General features: G+C 68.8%; 19 protein-coding genes and 1 pseudogene. 18 read left to right on the top strand and 2 right to left on the bottom strand.

The window, feature by feature from the left end; genetic code table 11:
- The first annotated feature begins 149 nt into the window (after positions 1 to 149).
- From arc to prcA, 6 genes and pseudogenes are all read left to right on the top strand, one after another.
- Positions 150 to 1,916 (top strand): proteasome ATPase, encoded by a 1,767-nt coding sequence (arc, locus tag ACWGO0_RS20755; RefSeq protein WP_453536736.1) that lies wholly within the window; start codon positions 150 to 152, stop codon positions 1,914 to 1,916.
- Positions 1,917 to 2,152: 236 nt separating this feature from the next.
- Positions 2,153 to 3,664 carry a depupylase/deamidase Dop gene (dop, locus tag ACWGO0_RS20750; RefSeq protein WP_453536733.1) on the top strand — a complete coding sequence of 504 codons (1,512 nt, stop codon included), beginning with the start codon at positions 2,153 to 2,155 and terminating at the stop codon, positions 3,662 to 3,664.
- A 120-nt stretch (positions 3,665 to 3,784) separates the two neighbouring features.
- Positions 3,785 to 4,003 (top strand): ubiquitin-like protein Pup, encoded by a 219-nt coding sequence (locus ACWGO0_RS20745; RefSeq protein ID WP_453536730.1) that lies wholly within the window; start codon positions 3,785 to 3,787, stop codon positions 4,001 to 4,003.
- A gap of 46 nt (positions 4,004 to 4,049) precedes the next feature.
- A pseudogene (locus ACWGO0_RS20740) lies at positions 4,050 to 4,227 on the top strand (endonuclease domain-containing protein); the annotation flags it as partial.
- On the top strand, positions 4,179 to 5,024 hold the full coding sequence (gene prcB, locus ACWGO0_RS20735) for a proteasome subunit beta (RefSeq protein WP_453536727.1): 846 nt from the start codon (positions 4,179 to 4,181) through the stop codon (positions 5,022 to 5,024). The pseudogene ACWGO0_RS20740 and the gene prcB, both read left to right, overlap by 49 nt.
- A gap of 56 nt (positions 5,025 to 5,080) precedes the next feature.
- Positions 5,081 to 5,911 carry a proteasome subunit alpha gene (gene prcA, locus ACWGO0_RS20730; protein ID WP_453536724.1) on the top strand — a complete coding sequence of 277 codons (831 nt, stop codon included), beginning with the start codon at positions 5,081 to 5,083 and terminating at the stop codon, positions 5,909 to 5,911.
- A gap of 64 nt (positions 5,912 to 5,975) precedes the next feature.
- Here the strand turns inward: prcA and ACWGO0_RS20725 are convergent, their stop codons facing one another.
- The gene (locus tag ACWGO0_RS20725) at positions 5,976 to 7,010 is read right to left on the bottom strand and encodes a LacI family DNA-binding transcriptional regulator (protein ID WP_453536801.1); all 1,035 of its coding nucleotides are present in this window, start codon (positions 7,008 to 7,010) and stop codon (positions 5,976 to 5,978) included.
- A gap of 144 nt (positions 7,011 to 7,154) precedes the next feature.
- On the opposite strand from ACWGO0_RS20725, the gene ACWGO0_RS20720 reads away from it, so the two are divergent.
- From ACWGO0_RS20720 to ACWGO0_RS20665, 12 genes are all read left to right on the top strand, one after another.
- A complete protein-coding gene (locus ACWGO0_RS20720) occupies positions 7,155 to 8,414 on the top strand; it encodes an MFS transporter (protein ID WP_453536721.1) in 1,260 nt (419 codons plus the stop codon).
- A 9-nt stretch (positions 8,415 to 8,423) separates the two neighbouring features.
- Positions 8,424 to 9,785, top strand: a complete 1,362-nt coding sequence (gene pafA, locus ACWGO0_RS20715; protein WP_185301781.1) for a Pup--protein ligase — start codon at positions 8,424 to 8,426, stop codon at positions 9,783 to 9,785.
- Positions 9,786 to 9,912: 127 nt separating this feature from the next.
- On the top strand, positions 9,913 to 10,848 hold the full coding sequence (locus tag ACWGO0_RS20710; protein WP_453536717.1) for an FKBP-type peptidyl-prolyl cis-trans isomerase: 936 nt from the start codon (positions 9,913 to 9,915) through the stop codon (positions 10,846 to 10,848).
- A gap of 43 nt (positions 10,849 to 10,891) precedes the next feature.
- Entirely contained in the window at positions 10,892 to 11,266 is a 375-nt protein-coding gene (locus ACWGO0_RS20705) for an FKBP-type peptidyl-prolyl cis-trans isomerase (RefSeq protein WP_453536714.1), read from the top strand.
- A 115-nt stretch (positions 11,267 to 11,381) separates the two neighbouring features.
- A complete protein-coding gene (locus ACWGO0_RS20700) occupies positions 11,382 to 12,335 on the top strand; it encodes a helix-turn-helix transcriptional regulator (protein WP_453536711.1) in 954 nt (317 codons plus the stop codon).
- Positions 12,336 to 12,351: 16 nt separating this feature from the next.
- The gene (locus ACWGO0_RS20695; protein ID WP_453536708.1) at positions 12,352 to 13,308 is read left to right on the top strand and encodes a helix-turn-helix transcriptional regulator; all 957 of its coding nucleotides are present in this window, start codon (positions 12,352 to 12,354) and stop codon (positions 13,306 to 13,308) included.
- Between the two features lie 18 nt (positions 13,309 to 13,326).
- A complete protein-coding gene (locus ACWGO0_RS20690) occupies positions 13,327 to 13,620 on the top strand; it encodes a hypothetical protein (protein ID WP_453536705.1) in 294 nt (97 codons plus the stop codon).
- A 27-nt stretch (positions 13,621 to 13,647) separates the two neighbouring features.
- A complete protein-coding gene (locus ACWGO0_RS20685; RefSeq protein WP_453536703.1) occupies positions 13,648 to 13,845 on the top strand; it encodes a hypothetical protein in 198 nt (65 codons plus the stop codon).
- Between the two features lie 216 nt (positions 13,846 to 14,061).
- The gene (gene tatA, locus ACWGO0_RS20680; protein ID WP_453536700.1) at positions 14,062 to 14,358 is read left to right on the top strand and encodes a Sec-independent protein translocase subunit TatA; all 297 of its coding nucleotides are present in this window, start codon (positions 14,062 to 14,064) and stop codon (positions 14,356 to 14,358) included.
- A 49-nt stretch (positions 14,359 to 14,407) separates the two neighbouring features.
- Positions 14,408 to 15,355: a twin-arginine translocase subunit TatC gene (gene tatC, locus ACWGO0_RS20675; RefSeq protein ID WP_453536697.1), complete on the top strand. Its 948-nt coding sequence runs from the start codon at positions 14,408 to 14,410 to the stop codon at positions 15,353 to 15,355.
- Between the two features lie 18 nt (positions 15,356 to 15,373).
- The gene (locus ACWGO0_RS20670; RefSeq protein WP_453536694.1) at positions 15,374 to 16,270 is read left to right on the top strand and encodes a diacylglycerol kinase; all 897 of its coding nucleotides are present in this window, start codon (positions 15,374 to 15,376) and stop codon (positions 16,268 to 16,270) included.
- Positions 16,271 to 16,313: 43 nt separating this feature from the next.
- Positions 16,314 to 19,145 carry a DEAD/DEAH box helicase gene (locus ACWGO0_RS20665; protein WP_453536691.1) on the top strand — a complete coding sequence of 944 codons (2,832 nt, stop codon included), beginning with the start codon at positions 16,314 to 16,316 and terminating at the stop codon, positions 19,143 to 19,145.
- A gap of 148 nt (positions 19,146 to 19,293) precedes the next feature.
- Here the strand turns inward: ACWGO0_RS20665 and atzF are convergent, their stop codons facing one another.
- Positions 19,294 to 20,940, bottom strand: a complete 1,647-nt coding sequence (gene atzF / locus ACWGO0_RS20660) for an allophanate hydrolase (RefSeq protein WP_453536688.1) — start codon at positions 20,938 to 20,940, stop codon at positions 19,294 to 19,296.
- Positions 20,941 to 20,953 lie beyond the last annotated feature (13 nt).

The following is a 20,953-nucleotide window of genomic DNA, read 5'->3' as shown; positions in this document are numbered from 1 at the left end:
GCTCAAAGTGGGTATTCCCTTGGCGTGAGGGAGAGCGCAAGGGTGAAGATCGGACACGCCCCGCAGTCTTTGTGATCTAGGGGTTTCAATCATCACCCACCCAGGTAGGGTCAGGAAGCGTCCAGCTCCCCTTGGAGGAGGTGAGGACCGTGGCAGCCCACGACGACGACATCAACCGCGGCATCCGGCCCGGGCGGGGGTCAGAAGACCCAGCCGGCCAGGTTGCCTATCTCGAGCAGGAAATCGCCGTCCTGCGACGTAAGCTCGCCGACTCTCCGCGTCATACGAGGATTCTCGAAGAGCGGATCGTCGAGTTGCAGACCAATCTGGCCGGCGTGTCCGCACAGAACGAGCGGCTCGCCAATACGCTCCGCGAGGCCCGAGACCAGATCGTGGCTCTCAAGGAGGAGGTCGACCGGCTCGCACAGCCGCCGGCCGGCTTCGGTGTCTTCCTGCAGTCCAACGAGGACGACACCTGCGACATCTTCACCGGGGGCCGCAAGCTCCGGGTGAACGTCAGCCCCAGTGTCGAACTCGACGACCTCAGACGAGGTCAGGAAGTCATGCTCAACGAAGCGCTCAACGTGGTCGAGGCCATGGCGTACGAGCGTGCCGGGGACATCGTCACCCTCAAGGAAATCCTCGAGGACGGCGAACGGGCCCTGGTGGTCGGGCACACCGACGAGGAACGGGTGGTGCGGCTCGCCGAGCCTCTGCTGGACATCACCATCCGGCCCGGCGACGCCCTGCTGCTGGAACCCAGGTCCGGGTACGTCTACGAGGTGGTCCCGAAGAGCGAGGTCGAGGAGCTGGTCCTCGAAGAGGTCCCGGACATCGACTACGACAAGATCGGCGGCCTGGGCGACCAGATCGAGCTGATCCGCGACGCGGTCGAGCTTCCGTACCTCCACCCCGACCTCTTCAAGGAGCACGAACTCCGTCCGCCGAAGGGCATCCTGCTCTACGGTCCGCCCGGCTGCGGCAAGACTCTGATCGCCAAGGCCGTGGCCAACTCCCTGGCCAAGAAGGTCGCCGAGGTCACCGGACAGCCCACGGGGAAGAGCTACTTCCTCAATATCAAGGGCCCCGAGCTCCTCAACAAGTACGTCGGCGAGACCGAGCGGCACATCCGCCTGGTCTTCCAGCGTGCCCGGGAGAAGGCGAGCGAGGGCACCCCCGTCATCGTCTTCTTCGACGAGATGGAATCCCTCTTCCGCACCCGTGGTTCCGGTGTCAGCTCGGACGTGGAGAACACCATCGTCCCCCAGCTGCTCGCCGAGATCGACGGTGTGGAGGGTCTGGAGAACGTCATCGTCATCGGCGCCTCCAACCGCGAGGACATGATCGACCCCGCCATCCTGCGGCCCGGCCGTCTCGATGTGAAGATCAAGATCGAGCGTCCGGACGCGGAGGCCGCGAGGGACATCTTCGCGAAGTACCTGACGCCTTCGCTGCCGCTCCACGCGGACGATCTGGCCGAGCACACCGGCTCCAAGCCGGCCGCTGCCCACGCCATGATCCAGTCCGTCGTGGAGAGGATGTACACCGAGTCCGAGGAGAACCGCTTCCTCGAGGTCACCTATGCCAACGGTGACAAGGAAGTCCTGTACTTCAAGGACTTCAACTCCGGAGCGATGATTCAGAACATCGTCGACCGGGCAAAGAAGATGGCCATCAAGGCATTCCTCGAACACGGCCAAAAGGGCCTTCGGGTCTCCCATCTCCTCCAGGCATGCGTGGACGAGTTCAAGGAGAACGAGGACCTGCCCAACACGACCAACCCCGACGACTGGGCCAGGATTTCCGGAAAGAAGGGTGAGCGGATCGTCTTCATCCGCACACTTGTCACCGGAAAGCAGGGCGCGGACACCGGACGCTCCATCGACACAGTGGCAAATACCGGGCAGTACCTGTAAAACGCAGACCGGCTGCGGATGCCCGGCCGGGCATCCGCAGCCGGTTGTTTTACCGGCGGCTCCGGCCGTATCGGAGCAATGACGTAATTGATCTCCCCACCGGCGCAATGGCGCTCTAGGCTCTGCCGTACCGCCGAGTCGCGCAGTGCGGGGACGGGCACCGCACACCCACCGGACAAGCAGCGGTACTTGAGCGCCGCTCCCGGAGGGGAGCGCCGCCGGGCAAGGAGGGCCGCATGACCGTACGGCGAGTAATGGGCATCGAGACCGAGTACGGGATCTCCGTCCCCGGCCATCCCAACGCCAATGCCATGCTCACCTCGTCCCAGATCGTCAACGCGTACGCGGCGGCGATGCACCGGGCGCGCCGCGCCCGCTGGGACTTCGAGGAGGAGAATCCGCTGCGCGACGCGCGAGGCTTCGACCTCGCCCGCGAGACGGCCGACTCGAGCCAGCTCACCGACGAGGACATCGGCCTCGCCAATGTCATCCTCACCAACGGTGCCCGGCTGTACGTCGACCACGCGCACCCCGAATACAGCTCACCCGAGATCACCAACCCGCGCGACGCGGTGCTCTGGGACAAGGCCGGCGAACGGATCATGGCGGAGGCCGCCGAGCGGGCCGCCGCGATCCCGGGCGCCCAGCCGATCCACCTCTACAAGAACAACACCGACAACAAGGGCGCCTCGTACGGCACGCACGAGAACTACCTGATGAAGCGGGAGACCCCGTTCTCGGACATCGTGCGCCACCTCACCCCCTTCTTCGTCTCCCGGCAGGTCGTCACGGGCGCGGGCCGGGTCGGCATCGGCCAGGACGGCCATGAGCACGGCTTCCAGCTCAGCCAGCGTGCCGACTACTTCGAGGTCGAGGTGGGCCTGGAGACCACGCTCAAGCGCCCCATCATCAACACCCGCGACGAACCCCACTCCGACGCCGAGAAGTACCGCCGGCTGCACGTGATCATCGGCGACGCGAACCTGTCGGAGATCTCGACGTATCTGAAGCTCGGCACCACGGCGCTGATCCTGTCGATGATCGAGGACGGCTTCATCAACGTCGACCTCGCCGTCGACCAGCCGGTGCGCACCCTGCACCAGGTCTCCCACGACCCCTCGCTGAAACAGCTGATCACGCTGCGCAGCGGCCGGACACTCACCGCTGTCCAGCTCCAGATGGAGTACTTCGAGCTGGGCCGCAAGTACGTCGACGAGAGGTACGGCGCGGACGCCGACGAGCAGACCAAGGACGTCCTGATCCGCTGGGAGGACACGCTCAACCGGCTGGAGAACGATCCGATGAGCCTCTCCGGCGAGCTGGACTGGGTCGCGAAGAAGGAGCTCATGGAGGGCTACCGGCGCCGCGACAGCCTCGACTGGGACGCGCCGCGCCTGCACCTGGTGGACCTCCAGTACGCCGACGTACGGGCCGACAAGGGCCTCTACAACCGTCTGGCGGCCCGCGGGAAGATGAAGCGCCTCCTGGACGAGAGCGACGTCGAGAGGGCCCGTACGAAGCCGCCCGAGGACACCAGGGCGTATTTCCGGGGCCGGTGCCTGGAGCAGTACGCGGACGACGTCGCCGCGGCCTCCTGGGACTCGGTCATCTTCGACCTTCCCGACCACGACTCCCTGCAGCGGGTGCCCACCATGGAGCCGCTGCGCGGGACGCGCGAACACGTCAAGGACCTCCTGGACCGCTGCCGTACCGCGGAAGAGCTGGTCCGGGTGCTTTCGGGCGGCTGAAAGGGCCGCAGGCTGGGAATCATTCCGATGACCTCCGGACGTTGAGACAAGTACCGGGCCAATGTCGGACCCCATGGGTAGGGTCTGATCAAGTGCTTCGAACCGAGCGGGGTGAGCTATATGGCGACCAAGGACACCGGCGGCGGACAGCAGAAGGCGACGCGCTCCACAGAGGAGACCGAGGAGCAGGCGCAGGACGCGCAGGTCTCCGAGGACCTCGCGGAGCGACAGGAGAAGCTGAGCGACGACGTCGACTCGGTACTGGACGAGATCGACGACGTTCTCGAGGAGAACGCGGAGGACTTCGTCCGCTCCTTCGTTCAGAAGGGTGGACAGTAGTCCACGCATGTGAACGGGGTGGAAAGTGCGTCCCGGACTGCAACTCCATGTGGATCACCACCACAGGACGGGTAGGGTCCGGGACGTACTGCTTCAACTGCAATTCGGCCATCGGCAAGTTGGGGGATGATCCTGACTCCTTGCGCAGGGCCATCGCATACCTGGAGGGAAACGCGTGGAAGCCAACACTCGTAGCACCGGGCGTCTACCAGCTGCCTTCCTGACGCCGGGTTCGTCCTCGTTCATGGACTTCCTGTCCGACCACTCACCCGACATGCTGCCCGGCAAGCGGAGCCTGCCGCCCCTCCAGGGGGCCGTCCAGGCGCCGCACGGGACGACCATCGTCGCGGCGTCGTTCCCCGGTGGCGTGGTGCTCGCCGGTGACCGGCGGGCGACCATGGGGAACATGATCGCGCAGCGCGATATCGAGAAGGTCTTCCCGGCCGACGAGTACTCGGCGGTGGGCATCGCCGGTACGGCGGGTCTGGCCGTGGAGATGGTCAAGCTGTTCCAGCTGGAGCTGGAGCACTTCGAGAAGGTCGAGGGCGCCACGCTCTCCCTGGAGGGCAAGGCCAACCGCCTCTCCACGATGATCCGCAGCAATCTGGCGATGGCCATGCAGGGCCTCGCCGTCGTCCCGCTCTTCGCGGGCTTCGACGTCGACCGCGAGAAGGGCCGGATCTTCTCGTACGACGTCACGGGCGGCCGTTCCGAGGAATCGGGCTACGCGGCCACCGGCTCCGGCTCGATCTTCGCCCGGGGATCGATGAAGAAGCTCTACCGCGACGACCTGACGGAGCAGCAGACGCTGACCCTGGTGGTCCAGGCGCTGTACGACGCGGCGGACGACGACTCGGCGACCGGGGGACCGGATGTGGCACGCCGGATCTATCCGATCGTCACCGTCATCACCGACGAGGGATTCCGGAGGCTGACCGACGTGGAATCCGCCGAGATCGCCCGCGCGGTCCTGGAGCGCCGCATGGAACAGCCCGACGGGCCGCGCGCCGCGCTGCTCTGACCGGCCTCCCAGCTTCTTCGATGCACTCGTCACTGACAGAAAGGGACGGATAGCCGGTGTCGACGCCGTTCTATGTCTCACCTCAGCAGGCCATGGCCGACCGGGCGGAATACGCCCGGAAGGGCATCGCCCGTGGTCGCAGCCTGGTTGTGCTGCAGTACGCCGACGGCATTGTGTTCGTCGGCGAGAACCCGTCCCGTGCACTGCACAAGTTCAGCGAGATCTATGACCGGATCGGTTTCGCCGCCGCCGGTAAGTACAACGAGTACGAGAACCTCCGCATCGGGGGTGTGCGCTACGCGGATCTGCGTGGATACACCTACGACCGCGACGATGTGACGGCTCGTGGTCTGGCCAACGTCTACGCGCAGACGCTGGGCACCATCTTCTCCAGCGCGGCCGAGAAGCCGTACGAGGTGGAGCTGGTGGTCGCCGAGGTCGGCGCGCTGCCCGAGGGCGATCAGATCTACCGGCTGCCGCACGACGGCTCGATCGTGGACGAGCACGGCTCGGTCGCGGTCGGCGGGAACTCGGAACAGATCAGCAGCTTCCTGGACCAGCGCCACCGCGAGGGTATGACGCTCGCCGAGGCGCTCAAGCTGGCCGTCCAGGCGCTCTCACGTGAGCCCAACGGCGGCGAGCGGGAGATCCCCGCGGAACGGCTGGAGGTCGCGGTCCTGGACCGTACGAGGCCGCAGCAGCGCAAGTTCAAGCGGATCGTCGGACGGCAACTGAAGCGCCTGCTGGACGCGGACGGTGCCGGGGCTCCGACGGACGCTCCCTCCGACGACGAAGGCGCCGACTCCACCGGCACGGCGACCGGGACCGACGGTGCCACCGGGACCAAGGGCTCCGGCGGGACCACGGAACCGCCCGCCGAGGACTAGCCCGCCCCGCACCAGGCTCCGTTTCCGTGCCCCGTACCGCCACGACAGGCGGTGCGGGGCACGGTCATGAGCGGGTGCCTGCGGCCCGGGCGGTGGAGCCGCGCACCACCAGGTGCACGGGCAGACTGCCCGGCTCCGCCGCCCGGCCGTCCAGGACGGCCAGCAGCGCCGTCATGCCTCGCTCGCCCACCTGCTCGGCGGGCAGCCGCACCGTGGTGAGCTCCGGCTCCACGGCGGTCGCCAGCGCGAGGTCGTCGAAGCCGGTCACGGAGATGTCGTCGGGCACCCGCAGCCCGCGTCTGCGGACCGCCTTGCAGGCACCGGCGGCCAGGATGTCGTCGTCGCAGATGATGGCCGTGGGCCGGTCTCCGGGGGCCGCCAGGGCCTGCTCCACGGCTTCCCGGCCGGCCGTGACGTCCAGCGCGGCCGGGACGGTGCGTACGGCCGCGTCGGGCACACCACGCAGGGTGTCGTGCAGCGCCCGCGCGCGGATCGCGAAGGTCCAGGTGTCCACGGCCGAAGCGAGATGGACGAACCTGCGGTGGCCGAGGCCCAGCAGATGTTCCGTCACCTGGCGCATGCCGTCCGCGATATCGAGGTTCACGTGCGCGGCGGCGCCCGGACCGGCCGGGTCGCTGTCCAGCATCACCAGCGGCAGTCCGGCCCCGCGGAGCGCGCCCACGGCCTCCGCGGCCATGGACGAGGCGATCACGCCGTCGAGGGAGGCGCGGGCCGAGGCGAAGGGGTCCCTGGCGGGCCCGGTGCCGTCGGGTGACGGATAGAGCACGACCCCGAAGTCGTGCGCGGCGGCGACACCGGCCGCGCCCGTGTAGACCCGGGCGAAGAACTCGTTGGTGAGGGCCGGGACCACGAGGAGCGCGGTCCGGGTGCTGCCGAGGCGGAGGCTGCGGGCCGCGAGGTTCGGCCGGTAGCCGAGCTCCGCCGCGCTGTCCCGTACCCGCCCGGCTGTGGTCTCCGACACTCTGCCGCGCCACTTGTCGCCGAGCACCAGGGAGACGGTGGCCTGGGAGACGCCCGCCGCCCGTGCCACGTCCCGGCTGGTGGGACGCGCCGGGGCGGGCTGCTGCGCGCTGGTCACTCGGGCCTCCGTGCTCATGGTGGTGCCGTGGTGCCCGGGTACCGCGTGGTGGACCTGGGACTGAGCACATGGTACGTATGAGCCTCGACGTTATACGTAAAACCTCTGGCGGGTCGAAAGCCCGTCCGAGGGAGAGGGGCAGGAATGGCCGCGGGATATCTGGACGTCCTCCGGGCGCGGCACGCGACGCGGCTGCTGACGGGGACCCTCGTGGGGCGGCTGCCGAGCGGCACCGCCCATATCGCGATCGTCCTGTTCACCCGCGCCGAGGGCGGCAGCTACACGCTGGCCGGAGCGCTCGCCGCCGCCTACGGGCTCGCCACCGCCGTCGGGCAGCCCCTGCTCGGCCGTGCCGTCGACCTCCACGGCCAGCCGCGCATCCAGCTCCCCGCCGCCGTGCTCTCCGCGCTCGGCATGGCCCTGTTCGCTCTCGTGGGCCTCGACCCGCTCCCACTGGCCTACCTGGCCGTGGTCATCGCCGGAGTCTTCACACCGCCGCTGGAAGGCGGTCTGCGTGCCCTGTGGCCCACGGTCCTGGGGCGCGAGGACCGGGTGCACCGGGCGTACGCCATGGACGCCGTGGCCCAGGAAGTGATGTTCACCGTGGGCCCGCTGCTCGTGACGGTGCTCGTCGCGCTCTGGTCGCCCTCCGTGGCACTCCTCGTCATCAACGCGATAGGAGTGCTCGGAGCCCTGTCCGTCGTCCTTTCGGAGCCCTCCCGTACATGGCGCTCGGCGCCCCGCGAGGCGCACTGGCTCGGCGCGCTGCGCTCGCCGGGACTGCTCGCCCTGCTCGGTTCCTTCTTCTTCGTGGGGCTGGCCCTCGGCTCGATCACGGTGGCGGGTGTCGCGTACGCCGACGACCACGGCAACGCGTCCGTGTACGGCTGGCTGATGGCGGCCCTCGGCCTCGGGGCGCTGATCGGCGGCGTGGCCTACGGGGCCCGGCAGTGGGCCGGCGCCCCCGAGCGGCGGCTGCGCGTCATCGTCGCCCTTCTCGCGCTGGGCTACCTGCCGTTGATGCTCACCCCGGGCGTACCCGCCATGACCGGTCTCGCCGCACTCGCCGGGGTGTTCCTCGCGCCCGCGATCGCGTGCTCGTTCATCGTCGTCGACCGGCACGCGCCGCGCGGCACGGTCACGGAGGCGTTCTCCTGGCTCGTCACCACGTTCGGCGTAGGCGCGGCGGCCGGAACGGCGGTGGCGGGACCGGCCGTCGAGCTCGGCGGGACGGCGTGGAGTTTCGCCGTCGCCGGGGCGGGCGGAGTGGCCGCGCTGGCGGTTCTGCTGGCCACCGGAAGGGTCCTCGCAGTTCCCGTGCGCAGGCCCACGGTTGTGGCGGGATCGGAAAATGATCGAAACGGTGCTGCCGAACCCGGTTTCAGCTCAGGCCATAAGGCGTAATGTTCAGTCATGGACCGCCGCATTTTCGGGCTGGAGAACGAGTACGGCGTCACGTGCACGTTCAGGGGACAGCGCCGGCTGTCACCTGACGAAGTGGCGCGCTACCTCTTCCGCCGTGTTGTGTCATGGGGCCGCAGCAGCAATGTCTTCCTGCGGAACGGCGCCCGCCTCTACCTCGACGTGGGATCGCATCCGGAATATGCAACCCCCGAATGCGACAACGTGACCGAGCTGGTCACGCACGACAAGGCAGGCGAGCGCATTCTCGAAGGCCTGCTCGTCGACGCCGAACGCCGCCTGCACGAGGAGGGAATCGCGGGCGACGTCTATCTCTTCAAGAACAACACCGACTCTGCGGGAAACTCCTACGGGTGCCACGAGAACTACCTCGTGGCCCGGCACGGAGAATTCTCCCGGCTCGCGGACATCCTCATTCCGTTCCTCGTCACCAGGCAGTTGATCTGTGGTGCCGGCAAGGTGCTGCAGACTCCGCGCGGGGCGGTCTACTGCGTGAGCCAGCGTGCCGAGCACATCTGGGAGGGTGTCAGTTCCGCGACGACCCGCTCGCGGCCGATCATCAACACCAGGGACGAACCGCACGCCGACGCCGAGCGGTACCGCCGCCTCCACGTCATCGTCGGCGACTCCAACATGTCCGAGACGACCATGCTGCTCAAGGTCGGCGCGACCGACCTGGTGCTCCGCATGATCGAAGCGGGCACCGTGATGCGCGACCTGACCCTGGAGAACCCGATCCGGGCGATCCGCGAGGTCAGCCACGACATCACCGGACAGCGCAAGGTGCGCCTGGCCAGCGGCCGTGAGGCCTCGGCCATCGAGGTGCAGCGCGAGTACTACGAGAAGGCGGTCGACTTCGTCGAGCGCCGGGGCATCCGCACCGGCACCGTCGACCAGGTACTCGAACTGTGGGGCCGCACCCTCGACGCGATCGAGGCCGAGGACCTCGACCGGATCGGCACCGAGATCGACTGGGTGATGAAGTACAAGCTCATCGAGCGGTACCGGGCCAAGCACAACATGACCATGTCGAATCCGCGGGTCGCTCAGATAGACCTCGCCTACCACGACATCCACCGCCGCCGAGGCCTCTACTACCTGCTCGAACGCAAGGGGCAGGTGGCCCGCATCTGCAACGACCTGAAGATCTTCGAGGGCAAGTCCGTGCCCCCGCAGACCACCAGGGCGCGGCTGCGCGGGGACTTCATCCGCAGGGCCCAGGAGCAGCGACGGGACTTCACCGTCGACTGGGTCCACCTCAAGCTCAACGACCAGGCGCAGCGCACTGTGTTGTGCAAGGACCCCTTCCGGTCCGTGGACGACCGCGTGGAGAAACTGATCGCGGGTATGTGACCGGGCGCAGGACACCCGGGCATTCATGGTGACGACAGGGCCCCGTACGTTCCTCGTACGGGGCCCTGTGTACGCCCTAGAGTGTCGGGGACTCAACCAAACGTGCCGTCTGAGATCTGAGGAACTTGTGCGCCGACTTGCCGGCCTTCTGGTCGTCCCCCTCCTGCTGCTGTCGACAGCGGCCTGTGGCGACGAAAAGGGCTCCGATTCCGCCTCGTCCAAGAACGGAATGCCCGCGATCACCGCAGGCGCGAAGTTCGGCGAGAAGCCCACTCTCGCGAAGGGCGAGGGCGACCCGCCCAAGGAGCTGCAGACCGAGGTCATCAGTGAGGGTGACGGCGCGAAGCTCAAGAACGGCGACGCGATCCAGGTCAACTACCTCGGACAGTCGTGGGACTCCACCAAGCCGTTCGACAACAGCTTCGACCGCAAGCAGCCGTTCGATCTGACGCTCGGTGCGGGCATGGTCATCCAGGGCTGGGACAAGGGCCTGGTCGGTCAGAAGGTCGGCAGCCGCGTCGAGCTGGTCATCCCGCCGGAGCTCGGTTACGGCGCGCAGGGCCAGGGCGACATCAAGCCCAACTCCACCCTCGTCTTCGTCATCGACATCCTGAAGGCGACGCAGATCCCGGCCTCCGCCAAGGGCTCCGAGGTCGCGCAGGACAACATCGATCTGCCGAAGGTGGGCACCAAGACCGACGGCAAGGCGCCGACCGTCACGGTCCCCAAGAGCGACCCGCCCAAGAAGCTCGTCTCCAACTACATCCTGGAGTCGGACGGCGAGGTCATCAAGGAGACCGACAGCGTCGTCGTGAACTACGTGGGTCTGCTGTGGAAGGGCGGCAAGAAGTTCGACAGCACCTACGACCAGGGCAAGACGCAGACCTTCCCGCTGGCCCAGATCATGCTCAATGGGCTCAAGGACGGTCTGATCGACAAGAAGGTCGGCAGCCGCGTGCTGCTCGTCATCCCGCCGGACCAGGCGTTCGGTGACAAGGCGCAGCAGAGCATCCCCGCCAATTCGACGCTGGTGTTCGCAGTCGACATCCTGGCGAAGATGTAAGACTGTCCCGGTTGCCCAGTTCATCATTTAGAGGAGCAATTCAGTGAGCATCGAGAAGCCCGAGATCGACTTCCCGGGTGGCGAGCCGCCGGTCGACCTGGAGATCAAGGACATCTGGGAGGGCGAGGGCGCGGTGGCCCAGGCCGGCCAGACCGTCTCCGTCCACTACGTGGGCGTGGCCTACTCCACCGGCGAGGAGTTCGACGCTTCGTGGAACCGCGGGACTCCGCTCAAGTTCCAGCTCGGTGCCGGTCAGGTCATCGCGGGCTGGGACCAGGGCGTGCAGGGCATGAAGGTCGGCGGCCGTCGCCAGCTGATCATCCCCGCGCACCTCGCGTACGGTGACCGCGGCGCCGGCGGCGGCGCCATCGCCCCGGGCGAGACGCTGATCTTCGTCTGCGACCTGATGGGCGTCTGATCCACAGTCGTGCGTGATCGAGGGCCCGTGCCGTGAGGCACGGGCCCTCGCTTTTGTCCGGACACCCCGGGGCGGTACGGTCGAGGGTCGGAGAGCACGTAGAGAAAGGGCGTCGATGGCGATTGCCAAGGCCGAGCGATTGATGAACCTGGCGCTGTGCCTGCTGGGTACCCGGCGCCCGCTCAGCAAGCGCGAGCTCCGCGAGTCCATCGAGGCGTATCTGGAAGCGGGTACCGACGACTCCTTCAACCGGATGTTCGAGCGCGACAAGGACGATCTGCGCGAACTCGGTCTGGTCATCGAGACCGTGGAGAACCTGGACGCCGAGACGGGCTATCTCGCCCGGCGTGACAGCAACCGGCTGCCTCCCATCACCCTGGACGCCGAGGAGGCCGCGGCCCTCGGCCTGGCAGCCAAGGTGTGGCAGCAGGCCCGCCTCGCCGGAGCGGCCAGCGGCGCCCTGCAGAAGCTGCGGGCCGCGGGCATGCCGGAGGCCGAGGACGCCTATGAGGTGCACAGCGCCCTCGAACCCCGTATTCCGGTTCATGAGGCCGCGTTCGAGCCGCTGATGCTCGCCTGCCGTGACCGCCGCCCGGTCACCTTCGACTACCGCAAGGGCAACGCCGCCCGCCACGAGCAGCGCCAGGTCGAGCCCTGGACCCTGGAGTGCTGGCGCGGCCACTGGTATCTGGCCGGCTGGGACCGTGACCGCGGTGCCGAGCGGGTCTTCCGGCTCTCCCGGATCACCGGCCGGGTCCGCTCGCGCGCCGGGGCGTTCACCGCCCAGGTGCCGGACGTGGTGACCGTACGGGAGACCGTGGAGAGCTGGGCGGGCGAGACCGCCACCAGGACCGCGATGATCAGGCTGCGGGCCGGCTCCGGCTATCCGCTGCGCTCCCGGGCGATATCGGTCCGGGAACTCGGGAACGGCTGGGACGAGTTGGAGATTCCGTACGGACACGGGCTCGATGCCTGGCTCGTCGAATTCGGACCGGACGTCGTCGTGACGGAACCCGCCGATCTGCGGGCCGATGTGGTGGACCGGCTGCGCGCCGTGGCCAAGGACTGAGGGGGACCCGTAGCTCATGGCCACGAACGCGATCGACCAGACCCGCCGGATGCTCTCCCTGGTGACCTATCTGCGTGAGCGCCCCGGCGCCCACGTCCAGGACGTCGCCAGGGCCTTCGGTATCACCGAGGACGAGCTGATCTCCGACCTGGACGTGCTCCCCATGTGCGGGACGAGCTTCCGGGGCGGGGACCTCCTCGACATCGACACCGACGGCGACCGGATCTGGTGGCACAACCCGGACGACGTCGCCGAGCCCCTGCGCCTCGCCTCGGACGAGGCCACCGCCCTGCTGGTCGCGGCGCGCGCCGTGGCCACCCTGCCGGGGCTGCGCGAGAGCGACCGGCTCGCGCTGGTCCGCGCTACGGCAAAGCTGGAGACCGCGGCCGGTGAGGTGGGTGCCGCCAGCTCGCGGCTCTCGGTCACCTTCGAGGCCGAGGGCGGGGTCTTCGCCGATGTGGACCGGGCGATCTCCGAGCGGCGGCGGCTCTGGCTGCGCTACTACTCCCCGGCCCGCGACGAGCTCACCGAGCGCGAGGTGGACCCGATCCGGCTGTTCGCCGTAGGCCACACGTACATGGAGGGGTGGTGCAGGCTCTCCGAGGCCCGGCGTACGTTCCGGCTGGACCGGGTCGCCGAGATCCGCCTCCTGGACGCCCCGGCCGCCCCGCCGGAGCTGGAACTGCGGGACCTCTCGGAGGGCCTTGTGCAGCCGGCGGCCGAGGACCCGGAGGTCGTGATCGAGGTGGGGCCCGGCGGCCGGTGGGTCGCCGAGTACTACCCGCACGACAGCGCGGACGAGCTTGCCGACGGTGGTCTGCGGATCGTGCTGCGCACCCCCGACCCGGCCTCGTTGCGCCGGCTCGCACTGCGACTCGGCGGGGAAGGGCGCATCGTGTCACCGCCGGAGCTCGCACGGAGTGCCCGCGAGGCCGCCCGGGACGCCCTCGCCGCGTACGAAGACGTGGCCTGAGCGGCGGGCGGAGAGAAAATGGAGCAGATGTCCGTGCTGTCGAATGTGGCGACCGGGCCGGTCACCGCGCCGGTCCCGGTACCGGTGCCCGCCGCCGTCCGGTTCAGGGCCGCCTGCCCCGACTGCCGCGAGCGCTTCGAGCTCGCGGCGGGCGCACTGCGTCTCGCGATCGGCGCCAGCAGCCGCACCACGTTCTACTCGTTCACCTGCCCCGAGTGCGGCACCGCCGTCCGTAAGCCCGCGGGGGAGCGCATCATCGAACTCCTCACCGGTGGAGGGGTGCGTACGCTGCGCCTCCATACCGCCCTGTAGAACACGACGACATCGAGGCACCGCCGCATGTTCTGGCCCATGCTCGCCATCGCCCTGGGGTTTCTGGGGATCGCCGTTCTCGGCGTACTGGCCGTCAAGGTCTTCATCGAGGCCCAGCGGCTGGGCCGCCAGGTCTCCGCCACCACGCAGCGGATCAATCGCGCGGCAGAGGATCTCGAACGTGCGGCAGACGGTCTCGCCGCGACCGGTGAGGCCCTGCGATAGAACGGGCGCGGCCTCCTGTTTCGGAAGTTCGGAGGGTACGCTGCTGGTGTCGGCCCAGGCAGGGAGGTGCGGGTCGCAACAGGGAGTATGCACGGGCATTGCCTCACGTTTACCCCTGCGGGATACGATCGCTCCCAGCGCACAGATCGGACCTATGTCCGATCGAACGGGTAGCGAGCCCAGCCTCCAGTCGCCTCAGTGAGAAGGAAGTCGCACATGATCGGCAATCTGAAGCCCCTCGAGATCGTTCTGATCATCGCTGTCATCCTGCTTCTCTTCGGTGCCAAGAAGCTTCCTGACATGGCGCGTTCGCTCGGCAAGTCCGCTCGCATCCTCAAGAGCGAGGCCAAGGCGATGAAGAAGGACGACGCGGATCCCGCGGCGCCCACGACGGAGACCGTCGCGGACCAGACTCCGCAGGCGGCGACCCCCGCGCGCACCATTCAGGCCGCTCCCGGAGATGTCACCAGCTCCCGCCCGGTCAGCGAGGCCAAGCCCACCACCCAGAGCTGACAGCTGACGGGCTCCACCGACAGCTGCCGCACGAGACGAGGGAAGTGGGTTGCTCAAGTCTGCCCGCAAGCAGGAGAAGGACGAAGAGGGGCGCATGCCCCTCCTCGATCACCTGCGTGAGCTGCGTAACCGGCTGCTGAAGGCCGTACTGGCGATTGTCGCGGTGACGATCGTGGCTGCGTTCTTCCAGAAGGAGATTTACGACTTCCTGCTGCGACCCCTCATCAGCTCGGTGGGCTGTGAAGGTGCGGTGGTCGTTGCCAAGAACGGCAATCCGTGCGCGCTGCTCAAGACCGACACCCTGATGGGCCCCTTCACCAACGCGCTGAAGGTCGCCCTGATGTCGGGTGTGCTGCTGGCCGCCCCGGTCTGGCTGTACCAGCTGTGGGCCTTCGTGGCCCCCGGGTTGCACAAGGGTGAGAAGCGGTACGCCTACGGCTTCGCGGTCATCGGGGCACCGCTGTTCCTCGCCGGTGGATACCTGGCGTACTCGATCCTGCCGCAGACTGCCGAGATCATGCTCGGTTTCACCCCGAGCGACGTTCAGAACCAGATCGGGCTCGACAGCTACCTGGACCTTCTCACCCGCATGGTGATCGTCTTCGGTCTGGCCTTCGAGCTTCCCCTTCTCCTCATCGCGTTGAACATGACGGGCATCGTCTCCGGCAAGCGGATGCTCGGCTGGTGGCGGGGAATGATCATCGGCCTCACCGGTTTCGCTGCCATCGCCACCCCCGGTGGTGAACCGCTGTCCATGCTGCTCCTCGCGGGACCGCTGGCCGTCCTTTACTTCATCGCGACCGGCTTCTCCCTCCTCAACGACAAGCGCAAGCGCCGGAACAACCCCGACGCCGAGCTCGACGACGACGAGGCGTCGAAGCTTGACCTCACTCCCGAAGTGGTGTCCGCCTCCCGTACCCCGTTGCCGGAGCAGGCCACCGGGGAGACGGACGGTGCGCGGTCGCAGCGGCTCAACGGTTACGACGACATCACCTGACCTTGTAAGGTCCGGCGGGTGACCAGCGAGATCACCCTTTTCGTCAATCCCACCGCAGGACGCGGCCGGGGCGCGCATGCCGCGCAGCCGGCCGCTTCCGCGTTGCGGGACGCCGGATTCTCCGTCCGTACGGTCCTCGGTGAGGACGCCGACGACGCACTGTGCCGGGCGCGCGAGGCCGTGGCTGCGGGAACCGGGGCCGTCATCGCCGTCGGCGGGGACGGGATGGTGTCCCTCGCCCTTCAGGCCGTCGCCGGGACCACGACTCCGCTCGGCGTCGTCGCCGTCGGTACCGGGAACGACTTCGCGCGGGCGCTCGGGCTGCCGATTCGCGACCCGGCCGCCGCGGGGCGGCTCGCGGCGCGGGCGCTCAAGGAGAACCACGTCCGGGACATCGACCTCGGGCGGGTCGGCGAGCGGTGGTTCGGGTCCGTGCTCGCCTCAGGCTTCGACTCACGGGTGAACGACCGGGGCAACCGGATGCGGTGGGTCGGCGGCCGGTTCAAGTACGACCTGGCGATCCTCGCCGAACTGGCGGCGTTCAAGCCGATCCCGTACCGCATGCGGCTGGACGGGGGCGACGTGCGGGAGATCGAGGCGACGCTCATCGCGGTCGGCAACGGGTCCACGTACGGCGGTGGCATGCGGATCTGCGCGGACGCGGTCATGGACGACGGGCTGTTCGACGTGACCGTGGTCGGGGACTGCAGCCGGGCCACCCTGCTGAAGGTGTTTCCCAGGGTGTACAAGGGAACGCACCTCAGCCATCCCAAGGTCACCGTGCACCGGGTCTCCTCGATCGAGCTGGTGGCGGCGGGTGTCACCGCCTACGCGGACGGTGAACCGATGGGCGCACTGCCGCTCACGGCGACCTGTGTGCCCGGCGCGGTGAGGGTTCTCTGCCCGGTGAAATAAAGATCGCCTGACTGTCAGAGGTGGCGGGTAGGCTCGTATCAAGATGACAGAGGACCTCTCACCAGCTGAGCGATACCAGGCTTCTCGCGTTCGTGCGGCCGAGCAGGCCACGGCCCTCGGGCCCTTCCGCGAGATGTACGAATTCGGTCTCGACCCCTATCAGGTCGAGGCGTGCGAAGCCCTGGAGGCGGGCAAGGGGGTGCTGGTCGCGGCGCCCACCGGTTCGGGCAAGACGATCGTCGGCGAGTTCGCCGTGCATCTCGCGCTCCAGCAGGGCCGCAAGTGCTTCTACACCACCCCGATCAAGGCGCTGTCCAACCAGAAGTTCGCCGACCTCGTCCGGCGCTACGGGGCGGACAAGGTCGGCCTGCTGACCGGCGACAACAGCGTCAATTCCGAGGCACCCGTGGTCGTCATGACCACCGAGGTCCTGCGGAACATGCTGTACGCGGGCTCGCAGTCCCTGACCGGCCTCGGCTATGTCGTGATGGACGAGGTGCACTACCTCTCCGACCGCTTCCGCGGCGCGGTGTGGGAGGAAGTGATCATCCATCTGCCGGAGTCCGTGACTCTGGTGTCCCTCTCGGCGACCGTGTCCAACGCCGAGGAGTTCGGTGACTGGCTGGACACCGTCCGCGGCGACACCGAGGTGATCGTCTCCGAGCACCGCCCCGTGCCGCTCTGGCAGCACGTGCTGGCCGGGCGCCGGATGTACGACCTCTTCGAGGAGGAGACCGATCACGGCGGCCGGGGCACGGGCCGACGCGAGGTCAACCCGGACCTCGTCCGGCTCGCGCGCTTGGAGAACCAGTCGGGGTACAACCCCCGCGACCGGCGCCGCGGCAAGATGGTGCGCGAGGCGGACCGGGAGCGCGAGCGGCGTCAGCGCAGCCGGATCTGGACCCCGTCGAGGCCCGAGGTCATCGACCGGCTGGACCACGAGGGGCTACTTCCGGCCATCACCTTCATCTTCAGCCGGGCGGGCTGCGAGGCCGCCGTGCAGCAGTGCATGCAGGCCGGGCTGCGGCTGAACGACGAGAACAAGCGCCGGCTGGTCCGGGAGATCGTCGAGGAGCGGACCGCTTCCATCCCGGGTGAGGACCTTCATGTCCTCGGCTACTACGAATGGATCGAAGGGCTGGAGCGGGGCATCGCCGCGCACCACGCGGGCATGCTGCCGACGTTCAAGGAGGTCGTCGAGGAGCTGTTCGTACGCGGGCTCGTCAAGGCGGTCTTCGCGACGGAGACGCTGGCGCTGGGGATCAACATGCCGGCGCGTTCGGTGATCCTGGAGAAGCTGGTCAAGTGGAACGGCGAGCAGCACGCCGACATCACCCCCGGTGAGTACACGCAGCTGACCGGCCGGGCCGGGCGGCGCGGGATCGACGTCGAGGGTCATGCGGTGGTGCTGTGGCAGCGCGGCATGGACCCGGGCGGCCTCGCCGGGCTCGCGGGTACGCGTACGTATCCGCTCCGGTCCAGCTTCCGGCCCTCGTACAACATGGCTGTGAACCTTGTGCACCAGTTCGGGCGGCACCGGTCGCGTGAGCTGCTGGAGACCTCGTTCGCGCAGTTCCAGGCCGACCGGTCGGTCGTCGGGATCTCCCGGCAGGTCCAGCGCAACGAGGAGGGCCTGGAGGGTTATCGGGAGGGCATGACGTGCCACCTCGGTGACTTCGAGGAGTACGCGCGAATGCGGCGCGACCTCAAGGACCGCGAGACGGAACTGGCCAAGCAGGGTGCGGCACAGCGGCGGGTCGCCGCGGCATCGTCCCTGGAGAAGCTGAAGCCGGGCGACGTGATTCATGTGCCGACCGGCAAGTTCGCCGGGCTGGCACTCGTCCTCGATCCGGGGCTGCCCGCCGGGCGGGCCAACGGGCACCGGGGGCTGGAGTACCACGACGGGCCCCGGCCGCTGGTGCTGACCGCCGAACGGCAGGTCAAGCGGCTGGCCTCGATCGACTTTCCGGTGCCGGTGGAGGCACTGGACCGGATGCGGGTGCCGAAGTCGTTCAACCCGCGCTCGCCCCAGTCCCGGCGCGATCTGGCGTCCGCGCTGCGCACGAAGGCCGGGCATCTGGTGCCCGACCGGCACCGCAAGGAGCGGGCCGCCGCTGCCGACGACCGCGAGATCGCCCGGCTGCGGACGGCACTGCGCGCGCACCCTTGTCATGGGTGCGACGAGCGTGAGGACCATGCGCGGTGGGCGGAGCGGTATCACCGGCTGCAGCGTGACACGAAGCAGTTGGAGAACCGGATCGAGGGGCGGACGAACACGATCGCCCGGACCTTCGACCGGATCGTGGCGCTCCTCACCGAGCTGGACTATCTGCGGGGCAACGAGGTCACGCCGAACGGCCGCAGGCTGGCCCGCCTCTACGGTGAGCTCGATCTGCTCGCCAGCGAGTGCCTGCGGGACGGCGTCTGGGAAGGGCTGAACCCGGCCGAACTCGCGGCGTGCGTATCGGCGTTGGTGTACGAGTCGCGGCAGGCGGACGACGCGGTGGCCCCGAAGCTGCCGAGTGGGCCGGCGAAGACGGCGATGGCCGAGATGGTCCGGATCTGGGGCCGTCTCGACGCCCTGGAGGAAGACTTCAAGATCAATCAGGCGGAGGGGGTCGGACAGCGTGAACCTGACCTCGGGTTCGCCTGGGCGGTCTATATGTGGGCCTCCGGGCGGACGTTGGACGAGGTGCTGGGCGAGGCGGGGATGCCTGCGGGCGATTTCGTGCGGTGGTGCAAGCAGGTGATCGATGTGCTGGGGCAGATTGCTGCTGCGGCGCCGCGTGAGGGTGGGACGTCGGTGGCCAAGAACGCGCACAAGGCCGTTGATGCGGTGTTGCGGGGTGTGGTGGCTTACAGCTCGGTGGGGTGAGAGGGGAAGGGTGCGGGGCGGGGGCGCCTGCGGCGGGCCTGTTCCCCTACCCGCCCCTTCCCGAAACCGGGGCTCTGCCCCGGACCCCGGTCCTCAAACGCCGGACGGCTGGGGGATCGCGGTCTGGCGGGCTGAAGTGCGCTGGCGGTCAATGCGCACGATACGCGCGCCAGCCCCCGTACGACGTGATGTCCTTCGCTTCCCGCACCGCGTACGGCTCGCACAGGAAGCCTGCCGCCGATGTGCCGTCCGTCAGGTCCACGCAGCCCAGGGTCATGGGGTGGGGGAGCGCGGCCGTCAGGTGGCCCAGGCCCTCGGCTGGGAGTTCCCAGAGTTCCGTTTCGATGGGGGAGCCGCCCTCGCCCACGTACTCCAGGCCCGGCTTGGGCGGGGTGGTGGGCAGGGCGTGCAGGCGGTAGAGCGGGGCTGTTGTTGTTGTGCGGATCAAGCGGGCCCCGAGGGCGAGCAGTTGGGGGTTGAGGGGTTCGCCCGTCAGGTGTGCGCCGACCACTGCCAGGCGGACCCGTGGGGTGAGGAGTGCGGCCAGGCGGGCCAGGCGTTCGTCGGTGTGGGCAGGGCCGATCAGCATCACGCCGAAGGGGAGGCCGTCGACCTCGCCGGACGGTACGGCCACCGCGCACTGGCCGAACAGGTTGGTGGAGTTGGTGAAGCGGCCCAGTGCGGCGTTCGTGCCCAGGGGGTCGGCGGACACCTCGGCGATCGTCGGATGGGTGGTCGTGGTGGGGAGCAGGAGCGCGTCCGCGTCGGAGAAGGCGGCCGTGGCGGCGGTCCGGAGGCGTGCCAGTTTCGCCTGGTCGGCGAAGAGGCGGTGGGCCGGGATGTCGCGGGCCGCTGTGATGATGCCCGCCACCGTGGGGTCGAGGTCGGGGGCTGTCGGCGTGCGGTCGATGAACGCGCCCACCGCGGTGTAGCGCTCGGCGACGAATGCCCCCTCGTAGAGCATGGCGGCGGCTTCCAGGAACGGGGCCAGGTCCAGGGGTTGGAGGGTCGCGCCCGCTGCCCGTAGCCGGTCGGCCGCAGCCTCGTACGCCTCCGCCCAGCCGGGGGCCAGGTCGCCGAGCTGAGCGGTGGGCGGGACGGCGATGCGCCAAGGGCCCGGTGTTCGGGCGGGGGCGGGGATGAGGCGGGGGACGGGGGTGGCCATCAGCGCCAGGGCCTGTTCGGCCTCAGAGAGCGTACGGGCGAAGACGGTCACGCAGTCCAGGCTCGCGCAGGCGGGGACCACGCCGTCGGTGGGGACCAGGCCGGGGGTCGGCTTCAGGCCGACGATGCCGTTGAACGCGGCGGGGACACGGCCCGAGCCCGCCGTGTCCGTGCCGAGCGCGAGGTCCGCGATGCCGAGGGCGACCGCCACCGCCGAACCGGAGCTGGAGCCGCCGCTGATCCGGTCGGGATCGTGGGCGCTGCGGACCGCGCCGTACGGGGAGCGGGTCCCGACCAGGCCGGTGGCGAACTGGTCGAGGTTCGTCGTGCCGATCACCAGTGCTCCGGCGGCGCGCAGCCGCGCCACGGCGGGAGCGTCGACGGTGGGCTCGTAGGCGTAGGACGGGCAGCCCGCGGTGGTCGGCAGGCCGGCCACGTCGATGTTGCCCTTCACCGCCAGGAGCCGCCCGGCGAGGGGAAGTTGTTCGCCGGTGGCCAGAAGGGCGTCGATCGTGACGGCTTCCGCCTCCACGTCGGCGAGCGGGCGCAGACCGATCCAGATCTCGGGGCGGTCCACCGCCTCGATGCGGGCGTACGCCGTGCGGACGCGGCTGAGTGTGGCGTGGTGCATCGTGCTCCTTCCG

It is taken from the genome of Streptomyces sp. NPDC055749, assembly GCF_053617235.1.
This window is presented reverse-complemented; position numbering and strand designations above follow the sequence as displayed.

Coding starts and splice junctions, on each gene's coding strand:
- dop (WP_453536733.1), top strand. CDS start 2,153: ATGACCGTACGGCGAGTAATGGGCATCGAGACCGAGTACGGGATCTCC.
- atzF (WP_453536688.1), bottom strand. CDS start 20,940: ATGCACCACGCCACACTCAGCCGCGTCCGCACGGCGTACGCCCGCATC.
- ACWGO0_RS20720 (WP_453536721.1), top strand. CDS start 7,155: ATGGCCGCGGGATATCTGGACGTCCTCCGGGCGCGGCACGCGACGCGG.
- ACWGO0_RS20685 (WP_453536703.1), top strand. CDS start 13,648: ATGTTCTGGCCCATGCTCGCCATCGCCCTGGGGTTTCTGGGGATCGCC.
- ACWGO0_RS20700 (WP_453536711.1), top strand. CDS start 11,382: ATGGCGATTGCCAAGGCCGAGCGATTGATGAACCTGGCGCTGTGCCTG.
- ACWGO0_RS20695 (WP_453536708.1), top strand. CDS start 12,352: ATGGCCACGAACGCGATCGACCAGACCCGCCGGATGCTCTCCCTGGTG.
- ACWGO0_RS20665 (WP_453536691.1), top strand. CDS start 16,314: ATGACAGAGGACCTCTCACCAGCTGAGCGATACCAGGCTTCTCGCGTT.
- tatA (WP_453536700.1), top strand. CDS start 14,062: ATGATCGGCAATCTGAAGCCCCTCGAGATCGTTCTGATCATCGCTGTC.
- ACWGO0_RS20745 (WP_453536730.1), top strand. CDS start 3,785: ATGGCGACCAAGGACACCGGCGGCGGACAGCAGAAGGCGACGCGCTCC.
- ACWGO0_RS20690 (WP_453536705.1), top strand. CDS start 13,327: ATGGAGCAGATGTCCGTGCTGTCGAATGTGGCGACCGGGCCGGTCACC.
- pafA (WP_185301781.1), top strand. CDS start 8,424: ATGGACCGCCGCATTTTCGGGCTGGAGAACGAGTACGGCGTCACGTGC.